The 12,366-nt window shown below is 66.4% G+C and carries 15 protein-coding genes and 1 pseudogene; 7 read left to right on the top strand and 9 right to left on the bottom strand.

The features are described from left to right. The first annotated feature begins 160 nt into the window (after positions 1–160). Positions 161–370 carry a hypothetical protein gene (locus AB0I32_RS00575; RefSeq protein WP_357501758.1) on the top strand — a complete coding sequence of 70 codons (210 nt, stop codon included), beginning with the start codon at positions 161–163 and terminating at the stop codon, positions 368–370. 124 nt (positions 371–494) lie between these two features. Here the strand turns inward: AB0I32_RS00575 and AB0I32_RS00570 are convergent, their stop codons facing one another. After that, a complete protein-coding gene (locus AB0I32_RS00570) occupies positions 495–1,169 on the bottom strand; it encodes a hypothetical protein (RefSeq protein WP_357501756.1) in 675 nt (224 codons plus the stop codon). A gap of 338 nt (positions 1,170–1,507) precedes the next feature. On the opposite strand from AB0I32_RS00570, the pseudogene AB0I32_RS00565 reads away from it, so the two are divergent. The 3 genes and pseudogenes from AB0I32_RS00565 to AB0I32_RS00555 form a co-directional block, all read left to right on the top strand. After that, positions 1,508–1,720, top strand: a pseudogene (locus AB0I32_RS00565) (LuxR C-terminal-related transcriptional regulator); the annotation flags it as partial. 251 nt (positions 1,721–1,971) lie between these two features. Then, the gene (locus AB0I32_RS00560; protein WP_357501754.1) at positions 1,972–2,703 is read left to right on the top strand and encodes a hypothetical protein; all 732 of its coding nucleotides are present in this window, start codon (positions 1,972–1,974) and stop codon (positions 2,701–2,703) included. Between the two features lie 310 nt (positions 2,704–3,013). Next, positions 3,014–3,385, top strand: coding sequence for a hypothetical protein (locus tag AB0I32_RS00555; RefSeq protein ID WP_357501752.1), 372 nt, complete (start codon positions 3,014–3,016; stop codon positions 3,383–3,385). A gap of 864 nt (positions 3,386–4,249) precedes the next feature. Here the strand turns inward: AB0I32_RS00555 and AB0I32_RS00550 are convergent. Then, positions 4,250–5,077: a hypothetical protein gene (locus AB0I32_RS00550; RefSeq protein WP_357501750.1), complete on the bottom strand. Its 828-nt coding sequence runs from the start codon at positions 5,075–5,077 to the stop codon at positions 4,250–4,252. 184 nt (positions 5,078–5,261) lie between these two features. On the opposite strand from AB0I32_RS00550, the gene AB0I32_RS00545 reads away from it, so the two are divergent. Then, positions 5,262–6,026 (top strand): hypothetical protein, encoded by a 765-nt coding sequence (locus AB0I32_RS00545; protein ID WP_357501748.1) that lies wholly within the window; start codon positions 5,262–5,264, stop codon positions 6,024–6,026. 388 nt (positions 6,027–6,414) lie between these two features. After that, positions 6,415–7,206 carry a hypothetical protein gene (locus tag AB0I32_RS00540; protein ID WP_357501746.1) on the top strand — a complete coding sequence of 264 codons (792 nt, stop codon included), beginning with the start codon at positions 6,415–6,417 and terminating at the stop codon, positions 7,204–7,206. Between the two features lie 112 nt (positions 7,207–7,318). On the opposite strand, the gene AB0I32_RS00535 is transcribed toward AB0I32_RS00540, so the two are convergent. Further along, positions 7,319–7,519 carry a hypothetical protein gene (locus tag AB0I32_RS00535; RefSeq protein ID WP_357501744.1) on the bottom strand — a complete coding sequence of 67 codons (201 nt, stop codon included), beginning with the start codon at positions 7,517–7,519 and terminating at the stop codon, positions 7,319–7,321. Positions 7,520–7,544: 25 nt separating this feature from the next. Here AB0I32_RS00535 and AB0I32_RS00530 point away from each other — a divergent pair, with 25 nt between their 5' ends. Continuing rightward, on the top strand, positions 7,545–8,063 hold the full coding sequence (locus AB0I32_RS00530) for a CGNR zinc finger domain-containing protein (protein WP_357501742.1): 519 nt from the start codon (positions 7,545–7,547) through the stop codon (positions 8,061–8,063). Between the two features lie 7 nt (positions 8,064–8,070). Here AB0I32_RS00530 and AB0I32_RS00525 read toward each other — a convergent pair whose 3' ends face one another. From AB0I32_RS00525 to AB0I32_RS00500, 6 genes are all read right to left on the bottom strand, one after another. Then, positions 8,071–8,748, bottom strand: a complete 678-nt coding sequence (locus AB0I32_RS00525) for a nitroreductase family protein (RefSeq protein WP_357501740.1) — start codon at positions 8,746–8,748, stop codon at positions 8,071–8,073. A 228-nt stretch (positions 8,749–8,976) separates the two neighbouring features. Beyond that, positions 8,977–9,102 carry a hypothetical protein gene (locus AB0I32_RS00520; RefSeq protein WP_357501738.1) on the bottom strand — a complete coding sequence of 42 codons (126 nt, stop codon included), beginning with the start codon at positions 9,100–9,102 and terminating at the stop codon, positions 8,977–8,979. Continuing rightward, positions 9,099–9,638: a gamma subclass chorismate mutase AroQ gene (gene aroQ / locus AB0I32_RS00515; protein ID WP_357501737.1), complete on the bottom strand. Its 540-nt coding sequence runs from the start codon at positions 9,636–9,638 to the stop codon at positions 9,099–9,101. The genes AB0I32_RS00520 and aroQ overlap by 4 nt, the downstream gene beginning before the upstream one ends. After that, positions 9,635–11,035, bottom strand: a complete 1,401-nt coding sequence (locus AB0I32_RS00510; protein ID WP_357501736.1) for an FAD-binding oxidoreductase — start codon at positions 11,033–11,035, stop codon at positions 9,635–9,637. The genes aroQ and AB0I32_RS00510 overlap by 4 nt, the downstream gene beginning before the upstream one ends. A 145-nt stretch (positions 11,036–11,180) precedes the next feature. Then, positions 11,181–11,489: an EthD family reductase gene (locus AB0I32_RS00505; protein WP_357501735.1), complete on the bottom strand. Its 309-nt coding sequence runs from the start codon at positions 11,487–11,489 to the stop codon at positions 11,181–11,183. A 37-nt stretch (positions 11,490–11,526) separates the two neighbouring features. After that, on the bottom strand, positions 11,527–12,366 hold the full coding sequence (locus tag AB0I32_RS00500; protein WP_357501734.1) for an alpha/beta hydrolase: 840 nt from the start codon (positions 12,364–12,366) through the stop codon (positions 11,527–11,529).

Genomic DNA, 12,366 nt, shown 5'->3' with positions numbered 1-12,366 from the left:
GGCAAGGGTAGTCGAACAGTTCGGGCCCCCCGCCCGGCATCGACAAACCCTTGCTGACTCGACTTCGGTCAGCCGCTAGAAGATCGGACAACCATGTCGAACCTCGACCTGGTGAAGCTGTCGGGGGGAGCTTCGCCAAAGGTCAGAGGAGAAGTAGCTCATGCTGTCTTTGCCGTCCCGGTTCGTCGGCTTCATGCTCGCCTTTAACTGGCCGGTCGCCCTGGCACTGATCGCTCTCGTGGTCATCGTCGGGGGGATCGTGTTCATTCTCTTCTGGGACATAACGCCCTGTGAGAAGGCCATGATCCTCCGCGCACTCGGGGACCTGGTGCACGGTGCCGACGGGTTGAGCCGTACCGACTGCCCTTGAAAGCGGTCATCGAGTCACGCGTCCTCAGACAGCTCGTGATCGCGACGTGATCGGGGGCAGAGCGCATGACGGAGGTTGACCAGAGTCGGCAGTCACACCGGTGCCGCTCTCCGGGCGGACTAGTTCACAGGTTCGGGCCTTCCATGCTCGGAGCCTCGGGTCGCTCGACCAACGTGGACGCAGCGTTCGGAACCAGGGCGGCCGCAGGTTGGCTTGCCGGTGCACGCCGCTTTGTGAGGCTCGCGGGCTTGGCGGCGGCGTAGGTGCAGGGCACTGCTGTCCCGTGGTGCATGCCGGTGCAGGAGACGTCACCGACTATGCGGTCCTCGCACGCCAGGGTGCGCCGGCTCGTGGCCTCTAGCGCATCGATTGAGTAGCCGTCGAGCGCTTCGTGGTGCTGGGCGCGATCGGTGACCGGCGGCATGTCGGGAAACGCGGACTCCCACATCCGGAAGTAGAGGCCGGCAGCAGTCGAGCTCAAGGGAGCGGCCAGGCTGGCGTCGCGGCACGCACAACACACCTCGGCCGCCGTACCCGGGCGGGTGTCCATGCCGGTCGCCAGCCTGTCTAGGAGCTCGCGGTAGTGCGAGCGGCTCACGAACTCCGTAGCCATTAACCGATGCGTAGGCCTGAGGAGTCCGAACCCGTGATACAAGAGATCACCTTGGTCCGGGTGCCGGATGATGGCAGCGTCGATCTCGCTCTCGGCCCACTCGATCTGTTCCAGCGTGGTGCCGACGAGGTCGGTGGACTCCTGCAGCATTGCGGACAGCGGATCGTCCTGACGTTCTTTGACCATGACAGCTCCACCTCTCTGGGCAGCGCCAGGACGGTCGTCGTGGCCGTCTCGTGCTCGGCGCGGTCGGGCTTTGTCATCCCAGAGGTGTCCGCCCTGCACCATGGCCCCCATGCTTCGGCAGAGCAGGGGACACGCTGACGTCTGTGTGCCATCGCGCTATCGGGACTGCTGGCTTGACACCCCCCGGCCAGGGACCTCCGTCAGCCGAGCGCGGAGAGAGGCAGTTCCTGGAGGTGTTCGGGGTCCACCTCTGAGAGGGAGTCAGCCTTGAGTTCCTTTGTGTTCCCACCAGCTCTGCGGCCCGCTGCGGCGGCCCGCTCGGCGCGCTCACCGGCCGCGAGGTCGACGTCCTGCGGTTGATGGCGCGCAGCGCCTCCAACCGCGAGATCGCCGACAAGCTCTACGTCACCGAGACCACGATCAAGACACATGTCGGCGCGCTCTTCAGCAAGCTCGGCGGCCGCGACCGGGAGGCGGCCACCATCTTCGCCTACGACGCGGGACTCGTACGGTCACGACGATTACCCGGCGATCGTCCTCTGCCACTGTGACTTGTCCGCGGTTCTTATCGGATCCGTCATCGGCGGGGGGTGCCGGCGTGCACCCACCGGCGCACCGGGCCGCGATCGACTTCACCCAGCGATGTCGGACCACCCATCGGTCACTGGCTGTACGGTCAACCCCCAGATATCCGTGCTGTCCAGCTTGCGGGGCCACGCGAGTTGAGCTCCTGCAGCGACTATCCGCCGCAGGCGAACTGCCCAGACCAGCCCTATAGGGTTCTTTGACCCCGAGGAGCGATGTGGAAAGAGACGTAGAAAGAGGCGCAGAAAAGGGCATCGGAGCGAAGGGTGCCTGGATCGGCGCAGGTGCTGTCGTGCTTGCCGCGCTTCTGGCTGCGGCGATTGGAATTCTGCCAGATATTTGGTCTCAAAGTGGATCGCCTGAGGAGGGTGCCCCGTCGTCCACCAGGGCAGTGCAGGGTCAAGACGAGACTTCTCAACCGCCCTCACCCACACCAACTAATTCGCTCGGGGGCGATGCAGATCCGACCTTCTCGCCCGAGCCTAGCGGGCTCGGCGAGTCGCCGAGCAAGATCCCCACCGAGGTCAGTGTCCGTTATCTGACGGACATCGAGCCCATTGGTGGAAGCTACGGAAATTATGCTGACGAAGAAGTCGTTCAGATGGATGACAAGGTGTACAGCAGGAGTATCGTTTTTACGCCCAGCTATTTCAACTCGGATACAAAATCTTTAGACTTCAAGGTTCCCTCCGGGCTGACTACATTTCAAGCAGACGTGATGTTGAGTGAGGACACGGCGCCCGCGTACACAGCAACAGTCGAAATTACGCACTCGGACGGATCCATCATCGATAGCGTCACGATTCGATACGGTGAGGTTCAAGAGGTGAAGTTGGGTTTGGCTGGCGCTAGTTACATCACGATTACCATGTCGGTCCTGGAGCAGGACTCAGATGCGATGAATAACAGGCCCGACATCGTGATTGGCGACGGCAGGTTCACTAAATAGCGCCGTCTGCCGAGAGAGCGCGAACAGGTCTGCCGCGCTGGCCACTCATCGTGGATCTGCCGCGGTTCGTGCTGTTCGCCACCGGGATGCTCTGCGCTTCGCACCGGGTGGGTTCGGGGGCCAGAACATGAGCGACGGCAGCGCTCTGCCTGCGCTCCGGGAGGGTCATCGTGCGTATCGGTGAGGAGTCTCACGTGAGCCGCTCGCCGTGCCGGCTGCCCTCTGCCGGCGATCTCTGCGTCTGAACCGGCCCCAAGTGTCACGCAGGATTCTCAAGACGAGTAGCTCGGATCGCGGGCAGAATTGGGTGGTGGCGGTGGGGCCCTGGGAGGAACGCGCGGCGGCGGGTGAGGTGCTGGCTCAGAAAGCTGGCTCCGATGTTGACATGCGCCTGCTTGAGCTCTTGCTCGATCCTGAGGACACTGCAGTGACCTTCCGGACGGCTGCAGCCTTGCTCAAGCAGCGGACGGTGGAGGCGTTCCGGCTGCTCGTTTTGGCCGCCGGAAAGACCGATGACAGCCACAGGGACTGGATCGGCGACGCGGTTGACGAGTTCATCGATCAAGCCCATGGGGAGGCTCAACCGTTTCTTCGCCAAGCCCTGGTGACGATTCGAAACGGCGACGATCCCGCATGCTCGCAGGCCGCGCGCGATTGGGAAGCCTGGTATCGCTGGTCCTGAAGGTTCGGGTGAATTTCGCTTCAACGGCGGGACATGCCCGTTGCAGCCGGCTGGTCAGAAGCCAGGTGGCGCCCGTCTTGCATGGACCTACCCAGGTTAGACGGGTATGCAGTAGAGGGCGTGAGCAGACCGTTTACAGTAGGGCCAGGCAGTAGGCACAACCGTGCCGAAAGTTTTCCGGGTTACTGCCACGAAGGGCCGCTTCCTCTTTGGGGGAGCGGCCTTTCGCGGCCTAGTACGGCAACCGACGTAAGTTACGCCGCGGGTTACCTGCTCTGTCTTGGCGTGAGCGGCATCGTGTGGGTGCCGGCAACCGTGCGCTCCACGTCGCTCCCAGTATCAGCGGGACCGCATCGAGGGCTGGAGGGTCAGTACTGTCACATGAAACCCTTGGTCAGGACTCTCTGCGCGTTGCCCTCGCGAGGGGCCGTCGACGACCTGGTAAGTGCGTTCCAAGATGCAGAGCACCCGGCTGGCACCGGTTGTCTATTGCCATCGGTGGACTGCCGCGTGAGTCCGGTCGAACATGGGTGAGGCGGGCTCAACGCAACGGCGTCGCTGTTGAGCAAGCACTGCGGCGACACCGATGACCGCAGGGATCACGAGCAGTGCAGCGCAGAACATCAGCACCACTGCGAGGAACAGTGACGCCACGACGGGTTGCCGTGCTGCCGTCCGCGCAGCAGTCTGATAACAACCGGGGCGCCGGGGACATCGCCACCGCGAGCAGCACGGACGTGGCGCGGACCAGTCCGTCAAGCGTGACGACCCCGCCGAGGACCGGGATCCTAATAGAATCCGCTCGCCGTTACGTCCCGCCAGTCCAGCGGAAGCTCGAAGCGCATCCCAGAACGAGCTTCCGGGCTAAGGCTCTGAGAGCGGGCGAACTCGATACATGAAGAAGACACGGTGATCGAACCCGTTGGCACGATGGTAGGTCGCGCCCTTCACGGACATCTGGATGTTGATGGCATTCGATTCCACGATGTCGGCCTCCTGCACACGCCACGTTAGCTCGACGGGCTCGCCGCTTCGCGATACCGCTTGGTCGGACCCGCCCGACTTCGTCGACCGAAGCTCCCACTCGAGGTCCCGCCCTTGGGCGTCAACGCCTACGCACGTGAACGTGACGGAGTCGCCCGGCTGAACGATCACGTAGCGCCATGACTTCCCGGCGATCTCGGAGAGCTGAGGGACGATATCGATCGAGTCGCCGAAACTGTCGACGACGGACTCGATGCGTGGGTACGGATCTCCGTCCGGAGCGGTGCTTGTCATGTGAAGCGTCACCTTGTTTCGTATCTCCCCGGAGATCCCAGACATCAGGTCCCGCTCGAACGGCATGAGCTCGCGACTGTGACTCGCGGAGTTGCGTACTCGCTCGAAATGTTCCAGCAGGGTCACGACCTTCGCCTTCTTGCCGAGCGCCCCGGACAGGGGCTCCCAATGCCGCTCGGCAATCTGGATGAGCTCGTACAGCTCGCTGTACTCGAGGCCCACCGACGGTACCGCGACGACCCCGGGACGCCGAGCGACCTCCTGGTCGTACCGCCCTTTCCACTTCTCGCGCTGCTCTGGCGTCGTCACGTGATCGAGCCAGGCCGGACCATACCTTTGCTCGAACTCTCGACGCATGAGTTGCCGCAGCGCGCGTTCGAGCGTCGTCACAGCGACTGTCGGTTCGACTGTCATGCGGATCATCGTGCCACCGCAAACATCCTCTCGGACGGGGACTGCGGGTGAGATGTTCCGTCGTTGGGCTCTAGCCCGTTGCTGCTCGCCCCTCGTCCGCGCCGTGGCCGACGCAAGCGCCCAACCGCGGAGCGCTTGGTGATGTCGTCGAGCGCGGGTTGCATGGCGCCACTAGGTTCGGCGCGTGAGAACTCCTGCAGGTGCTGAGCCCGTACAGCCGCCCCCCGTCGGCCCCAAGGGCGTGCTGGTCATCGAGGGTTCACAACTACAACTCAGCGACATCGTGCTGCACCTCGACGGCAGCCCTTCCCCGGCACCGCGCGTCATGCTCTCTTGGGAGATCTGGCCGATGTGGCTCCGCGTCGCAATCGAGCATGAGGCCGCCGCGCGCAAGTTTCGGACGAAACTTCTCCAAGCAGATGGCCCTGATAGCGACCAGTTGCGTGCTGATTTGCTCGCTTCCGAGACACGCGCTGGCATGGTTGCGATCACGGCTTCGGCGTTCGCCTTCGAGGCGATGGCGCTATCGGCGGTTGCGAAGGCGGGGCTAGCCAGCGGAATCGGCAGTCGGGCGAGCGCTGCCAAGCGTGTCGCCGAGATGCTAAAGCAGTGCTTCACTATCCCGCCCGACCAGTTCAAGGCTTGGCGCGCGGGGCTACAGCAACTATTCGCGGCGCGGAACCAGGCGGTGCATGCAGACACGGGCTTCCATGAACCACTCTCACACCCGGCGCTCCGTGCAGGCGTACCCCGCCCTGCTCACGTGTATCGGCTTGAGAACGCCCAAACTGCGGTCGAGGGAGCCTTAGCTTGCGCGCTGACGTTTAGCAAGGTCCCGCGAACTACACGAGGCAAGGTGTTCCGCGGGTCGGTAGCGGCGTGGGCAGGAATGGCCGATGAGCTTCGCGACCTGCGCGACTTCTTGAAGGAGTCCGTCCCAGGCTCTTGAAACGCGACCGGGCGGGGGCCCGTGGGTCTGGGATTCCGGGTAGCCAACCAACCACCGCCCTGGAGAGCGGGATGCCATCGAACTCCGTGAAATGCCGTCGAAGATCCACCCGCGGATCGATGGCGCGAATCGTCACTAGGGCTTGGGCCAGCTAACCAAGACCGGCTTCCGTGCACGGTGCAGAAGGCGGGCTCTATCTCCTAGACTGATGACGTTGCCTGATGGCGACCACCTCGGATCGAGCGTCAAGGCTCCTCCGAGGACGCAACTCCTGAGACCGCCACATCGAGGCGGTACGAGGTGTCACTGCTCCCGTTCGCGGGAGCACTCAGGTCTTCCTCTGGGTGCCGGTTCGCCGGCACCCAGAGATACGCGGGAGGTCAACGTTGTGACCACAATCGTCGCGTGGGCTGGGGTGGACCAGCGCAAGGTCGCCTCCGTCTACATCGCCAGCGACAGTCGCATCTCTTGGGGCAGCTCGCACATATGGAACCAAGGGCGCAAGACATTCGCCGCCACAGGATCTGCCCACATCTTCGGCTATTGGGGAGACGTGCTGTTCCCCTCGATCGCACTGCCGACAGTCTTGGATGAGCTGGCGGCAGGCGTTGTCCGATCGAAAGGCTCAGCCTTTGGCGAGATTGGAAACGGCATCCGACGCCTATGGACCGACTACCCGAAGCAAGAGCAGCGGGACTTCGGGATCGTGATGGCGACTCGTCGGCGAGAGGCAATGGACGCTGTCTTCGAGCTGGCGATCATGACGTTCGACTCCAAGACTGGCACTTGGGACTTGAAGGACGTTCCGATGCCTCAGTCCTCGGCCCGGCTCCACATCGCAGGCAGCGGCGCAAGCGAGGTCCGCAACGCCGGACTCTTGTGGGAGGAGAGCAGCCAAGGCGGAACGAGCCGAGCCGTCTACGGCGCCTTCACCGAAGCACTAGCGCACGGAACGGACCCTTATTCAGGAGGCGGACCACAACTAGTTGGATTGCGCCGGATCGGCCCGGCCATCCGATTCGGGACCGTTTTCCAGGGCAAGCGATACCTCGCCGGCGCGCGCGTTACTCAAGCAACAGTTCGAGCTTCCAAGGTGGAATGGTTCAACGAATTGTTCGAGCGAGTTGACGGCGCCCGCGGGAGGCGTTTGTCAGATGCTCAGCGTCACTTGTCACGGTGAACCGAAGCGTGAGCGTGCGCCGGTTGCGCTCAGGTTGCGTCAAGACGCTGCTGGCGGGCAGCAGATTCGGGGGCGTACGCGACGGCGCAGGGGCTATTACTACCGCCGCTCGTCAGATCTCTCTGCTCAGGGCGCGGGGCGGCGCGTCCGTGTCGGCGAGGTCGATGCGGCGGGTCCCGCACTCGACGCACCGGACATAGAGGACGGTGCCGTCGAGGCTGCGGTGTGAGGACTCGACGGTCCATCCGTGCTCGTGGGCGGGTAGTGCGAGACAGGGGAGCGGGGAAGCGTGGGAGGCGCTGATGCGTGTCACGCCCCAACGATGATGTAATGGCCTTATGCAACTCAACCCTTACGGGGAATACGCCGTGCTCATGGCGGCCTCGCTCGCTAACGACTGGCCCGCGGATCGTCCGGGCATCATCGCTGTCATCCGCGAGGCGGGAATGACTGGTCAGTGGTCCGAGGCACCAGACGACCACGCGCGTACGCGTGCTGTGATCGAGGAGTGGCTGGAGGTCGTCGACGCGCCGGACCCGTCCCGCCGGGCCGCCCTGCTCAACGCGCAGATGGCGGACGCCGCCGCCTACCCGCGCCTGACGGACCACGACGGCGAGGGGTGGCACCTGCACTATCGCGACCCCGGTGACGCCTTGCCGTTCGTGGTCCGCGGGGTCGTTACAGTCGGCACGGCCTTGCATCTCGTCACGCGTGGCATGCATCGGATCGGGCGTTGCGCAGCGGACTCGTGCGATCGCGTCGTGGTGGACGTCACGCGCAACGGCCGCCAGCGCTACTGCTCGGTGCGTTGCGCGAACCGGTCGGCGGTACAGCGGCACCGGGCGCGGGCCCGCTGAACCTGACTTACCAGCGGTTCCAGTGGCTGAAGGCCGCACCGTCGGCCCGTGCCGCCGGCTTGAAGTCGGTTCCGATCGTGTAAGCGATCGGTGTCAGCGCGACCTGGACGGTCTGCTCGTACGGCAGGCCCAGCACGTCTGCCATCTCGCGCTCGAAGGAGAGGTGTGCCACGGTCCACGCGGTGCCCAGCCCACGTTCCCGCGCGGCCAACATGAAGCTCCAGGTCGCGGGCAGGACGGATCCCCAGTTGTGTGCTTGACCGCGGGTCGTTGCCATCTCCTCGCGCCGCGCGACCCGGACCACCGGGATCATCAGGACCGGGACCTCGTGCATGTGGGCGTAGAGGTGCCCCAGGCTGTCGCGGATCCTGCCCCACTCTGCTGAGGCGAAGTCCATCCGGGTGGGCAACGGTGCCGGGTTGCGCTCATCTGGCGCGCCGGCCATGAGCCCGGCCCGCCAGATGTCGGCAACCCTCGCCTTGGTCGCTGGGTCATCGATGAAGACGAAGTCCCACTGCTGCTGGTTCCGGCCGGTCGGCGCCTGGGTGGCGACGTTGACCGCCTCCTGGATCAGGTCGCGAGGAACGGGCCGAGTGAGATCGAGGCGCCGTCGGACCGCGCGTGTGGTGGTGAGGACCTCGTCGGCGGACAGACCGAGGCGCCGGTCGGTCGGGGTGCTGCTCATGGTGATGCTCCTGGTTGGTGGTTGTGAGAGCTGGCCTCCGTTGTGGGGTGCCCGTTCTCATGAGGTGGCTGAGCGGCTGAGCACAGATTCAGTGTGGCCAGGGTGCCGCCGTCGACGCCGGAAGTGGCCGCGACGGCTCGGCGCATGTGTGGGGCGTTGGTGGTGTCGGCCTGGACGGCGAGGACGTTGCCTCCGTCGGCGGTGAGGTCCTCGGCGACACGTTCGAGCTCAGGTCGCCGGCGGGCGGTAATGACGGCATTCCCGCCTTCGCGGGAAAAGGAGCTCGGCGGACTTGCCGATACCGGCCGAGCCGCCGGCGATGAGCACGCTCTGGTCTGCGAGCAGATCGGTCATGGGTGTTGCTCCTTTCGGGTCGTGCGGTGGACGGAACGTGTCGCCACGTCGAGCGCGTGACGGTGGAGGGTGTCGAGCGACTCCAAGAGGGACCCGTCCGTGGACACATGTGAGCAGGTCCGGATGGGCTCGTCCCGCGGCGGGTGCGGGTCGTGGAGTTCCTGGAGCAGGCGGGTGGTCAGCTGGTCGAGCCGCTTGCGGACCTTGTCGAGGTCAGGCGGCACCGTCGGTGCTTCCTCGGGGTGAGTGGTCCAGTGGGCGAACAGGCCCTGCTGCACGAGCTTGCTCGCCGTGAACTGGTCGCGTACGAACGCGGTCGCCGTCTCCGGGTCCACCTCATTGGTGCCGGACCGGCTCCGGACGTGGTCGAGGACCTGCTGCTCGCGGGCAGGGTCGTCGATCGGCGATCCGGTCAGGAACTTGGCCGCCGCGACGTCGTCGGCCATGAGCAGCCGGTCGACGATGAGGCCCGTCAAGGGCACGCGCCGGTGGTACGGCCAGGCCCCGTCTGTGACGTCGTCAAGGGTGGTGCTCAACGACCTGCCTCGCTCCCAGCCGCTGCCGACAGGCCCGGCAGTGGGGTCGCGCGGAAGACGTTTTCCGGGTCGTAGCGGCGCTTGAGCGCGAGCAGTCGCTCGGTGTTCGGGCCGTAGGCGTGTGCGACCTGGTCCGTCTCCTCGGCCGTGAGCAGGTTGGGGTAGCCGCCGGGCAGGGCCTCGGGTTCGAGCGTGCGGGTCACGTCGGCGGCCCATGCGCGGTGCTCCGCCGCGCGGGGGTCGCCGGGCTCCCAGAGCGCGATGACCTCGATCATGAGGTGCGGGTCGCGGTTCCCGAACGCGGTCTGGGTTGCGGGCATCCGCTGCGCGGCCCCGTGCAGGCTGTGCACGGACACGGCCGAGGTGGGGGACGTCAGGGTCGATCCCGCGTGGATCAGCGCTTCGCGGACCTCCGCGGTGAGCGACGGAACGGAACGGGTGCGGATCTCGACGTGGCGCCCCACGGGGAACTGCGCGTCGATGGCGGAAAGCATGTCGGGCAGCGTGGTGGGGCCGACCTGCGAGACGAGCGGGGTGCCGAGGGCGGCGACACGTGCCAGCGTGCGCTCGCCCGCCGCGGCGTCGTCCCCGCTCCAGGTGGGCGAGATGAAGACCACCGGCGCACCGTCCGGCCCAGCCAGGACGCCGTGCTGCACGGTCAGCTCGTCGGGGCTCTCGGCCAGGACGTCCGAGAGCCCGGCCAGGACCGTCCCAGCCTGGGTCCACGGGAAGACCAGCAGGCCGGACAGCAGGGTGGGCACCCGGTGGAGCCGGACACGCATCGAGGTGACCAGGCCGAAGTTGCCGCCCCCGCCGCGCAGCGCCCAGAAGAGGTCGGGCTCCTCCTCGGCGTCGGCGATGACGACGGTGCCGTCGGCGAGGACGACCTCGGCGGACAGCAGGTTGTCCAGTGCGAGCCCGAACCGGCCGCTGAGCGGCCCGTAGCCGCCACCGAGTGTCAGGCCGGCCAGGCCCACGGAACCGGCAGTGCCGGTCACCGGGGTGAGACCGGAGGGGAGCGCCGCCGCGGCGAGGTCGGCGGCTGTGGCCCCGGCAGAGACCGTCGCGACCCCGGCCGTGGCGTCTACCGTCACCTGGCGCAGGCCGGAGACGTCGATGGTCAGGCCGCCGTCGATCAGCGCCCCGCCGGCCCAGTCGTGCCCGCCGCCACGCACCGACAAGGGTGTTCCGGTCTCCCGGGCCGCGAGCACGGCGGCGCGCGCATCAGCCGGGTCCGCGCACCGGACGACGACGCCCGGGCGGGCGTTCGCGGCGCCGTTCCAGAGGCGCCGGGTCGCGTCGTAGTCCGGTCCGGTGGTGACGACCGAGCCACTGCGGACGCTGTGCCGCAAGATCTGGACGAGGTGGTTGAGCTGGTGGTTCTCCAGCATCGGCATGATCCCACTTTCCTGGCGGAGCCCAGGGGCTCTGTGTAGAGATACAAGTACGTCTATCTGTGCGGGGTAGACCGGTGCGCGTGCCGGGTGCCACCCCGATGGGTGGCCGGTTCGTGCCCCGGCCACCCATCGGGCCTCGACGCTCTTACGCGGTCTCGACGTCGAGGAAGAGGCCGGTGATCTTGCCACCGGTCGCCTCGATCACGGCTCCGAAGAAGGCGCCGCCCTCGGGTGATTCCGTGGCCGCGGAGGCTTCGTCGTAGCCGTCGAAGAGCAGCGCGAGCGTGCGGAAGGCTGAGGTCGGCGTGCCGTCCTCCTTGGGCCAGACGCGGCTCGACTCCAGGCTTCGCAGTCCGGCGAGGGCGCGAGCCTTCTCGAGCACGTCCGGCAGGGCGGCGTCGAAGGCGTCGGGAGCGTCGAGGTTGTCGATGATGATCTCGACCTTGGTGGGCATGGTTGCTTCCTTCTGCGGTTGACGGAACGTGGTGCGGTCAGCGGGTCGCGCGGGCAGCTGCCTCGATGAGGCTCGCGGTCTCGGCGGCGTGAGAGATGTACCCGGCGTGCGAGGCGTCGATCGAGGTAGTGCGTGCTCCCATGCGCTCGGCGAAGAAGCGCTGGGCGACGGGGGACAGGGCCTTGTCCTGGGCTGAGATCTGGTACCAGCTCGGGACCGTCTTCCAGGCCGGCTCGCCTGAGATCTCCTCGAGGACCGCCACGGCCGTTGGGCGCTGGGTCGCGGCCAGGATGGCGGCCTGCGTCTTGGGCAGGTCGGCGGCGAAGATCTTCTGGAACTCGGCGGGGTCTATGGTGGCGTCCACGCCGCCGGGGAACGGGCGGAACACGAGGGACTCGGGCGTCAGCTCGCTGCCCGGGTACAGCTCCGGGTTGTTGAACTGGCCGATCGTCTCGCCCTGGTCCGGCGCGAAGGCGGCGGTGTAGACCAGGGCCTGGACGTTCTCGGCTCCCGTGGCAGCGTTCGTGATGACTCCGCCGCCGTAGGAGTGGCCGACCAGGACGACGTCGCCGTCGATGGAGTCGACGACACTGCGGACGTAGGCCGAGTCGGACGCCAGGCCGCGCAGCGGGTTGGCGACGGCGAGCACCGGGTAACCGTCGCGCTGGAGCTTGCTGATCACGCCGCCCCAGCCGCTCGCGTCAGCCCAGGCACCGTGCACGAGCACGACCGTGGGCTTCTCGGTCGAGTGCTGGCCGGGGTGCCGGCCGCTGTCGGCCTGCGCCACGGCGGCGCCGGCGCCGAGTGCGAGCGCCGCGCTCACCGCAGCGCCGACGACGGTGATCAGCGGCCAGCGCTTCGAGGACTTGACTCTCAT

It is taken from the genome of Promicromonospora sp. NPDC050249, assembly GCF_040656015.1.
Taxonomy (GTDB): Bacteria; Actinomycetota; Actinomycetes; order Actinomycetales; family Cellulomonadaceae; genus Promicromonospora.
Note: the sequence above shows the minus strand (reverse complement) of the source record. Positions and strands in the feature narration are given on the sequence as shown.

Excerpts from the sequence above, each read along its gene's own strand:
- AB0I32_RS00505 (WP_357501735.1), bottom strand. The coding sequence starts at position 11,489 with ATGCCCACCAAGGTCGAGATCATCATCGACAACCTCGACGCTCCCGAC.
- AB0I32_RS00500 (WP_357501734.1), bottom strand. The coding sequence starts at position 12,366 with ATGAGAGTCAAGTCCTCGAAGCGCTGGCCGCTGATCACCGTCGTCGGC.
- AB0I32_RS00570 (WP_357501756.1), bottom strand. The coding sequence starts at position 1,169 with ATGGTCAAAGAACGTCAGGACGATCCGCTGTCCGCAATGCTGCAGGAG.
- AB0I32_RS00510 (WP_357501736.1), bottom strand. The coding sequence starts at position 11,035 with ATGCCGATGCTGGAGAACCACCAGCTCAACCACCTCGTCCAGATCTTG.
- AB0I32_RS00530 (WP_357501742.1), top strand. The coding sequence starts at position 7,545 with ATGCAACTCAACCCTTACGGGGAATACGCCGTGCTCATGGCGGCCTCG.
- AB0I32_RS00520 (WP_357501738.1), bottom strand. The coding sequence starts at position 9,102 with ATGACCGATCTGCTCGCAGACCAGAGCGTGCTCATCGCCGGCGGCTCG.
- AB0I32_RS00550 (WP_357501750.1), bottom strand. The coding sequence starts at position 5,077 with ATGACAGTCGAACCGACAGTCGCTGTGACGACGCTCGAACGCGCGCTG.
- AB0I32_RS00575 (WP_357501758.1), top strand. The coding sequence starts at position 161 with ATGCTGTCTTTGCCGTCCCGGTTCGTCGGCTTCATGCTCGCCTTTAAC.
- AB0I32_RS00525 (WP_357501740.1), bottom strand. The coding sequence starts at position 8,748 with ATGAGCAGCACCCCGACCGACCGGCGCCTCGGTCTGTCCGCCGACGAG.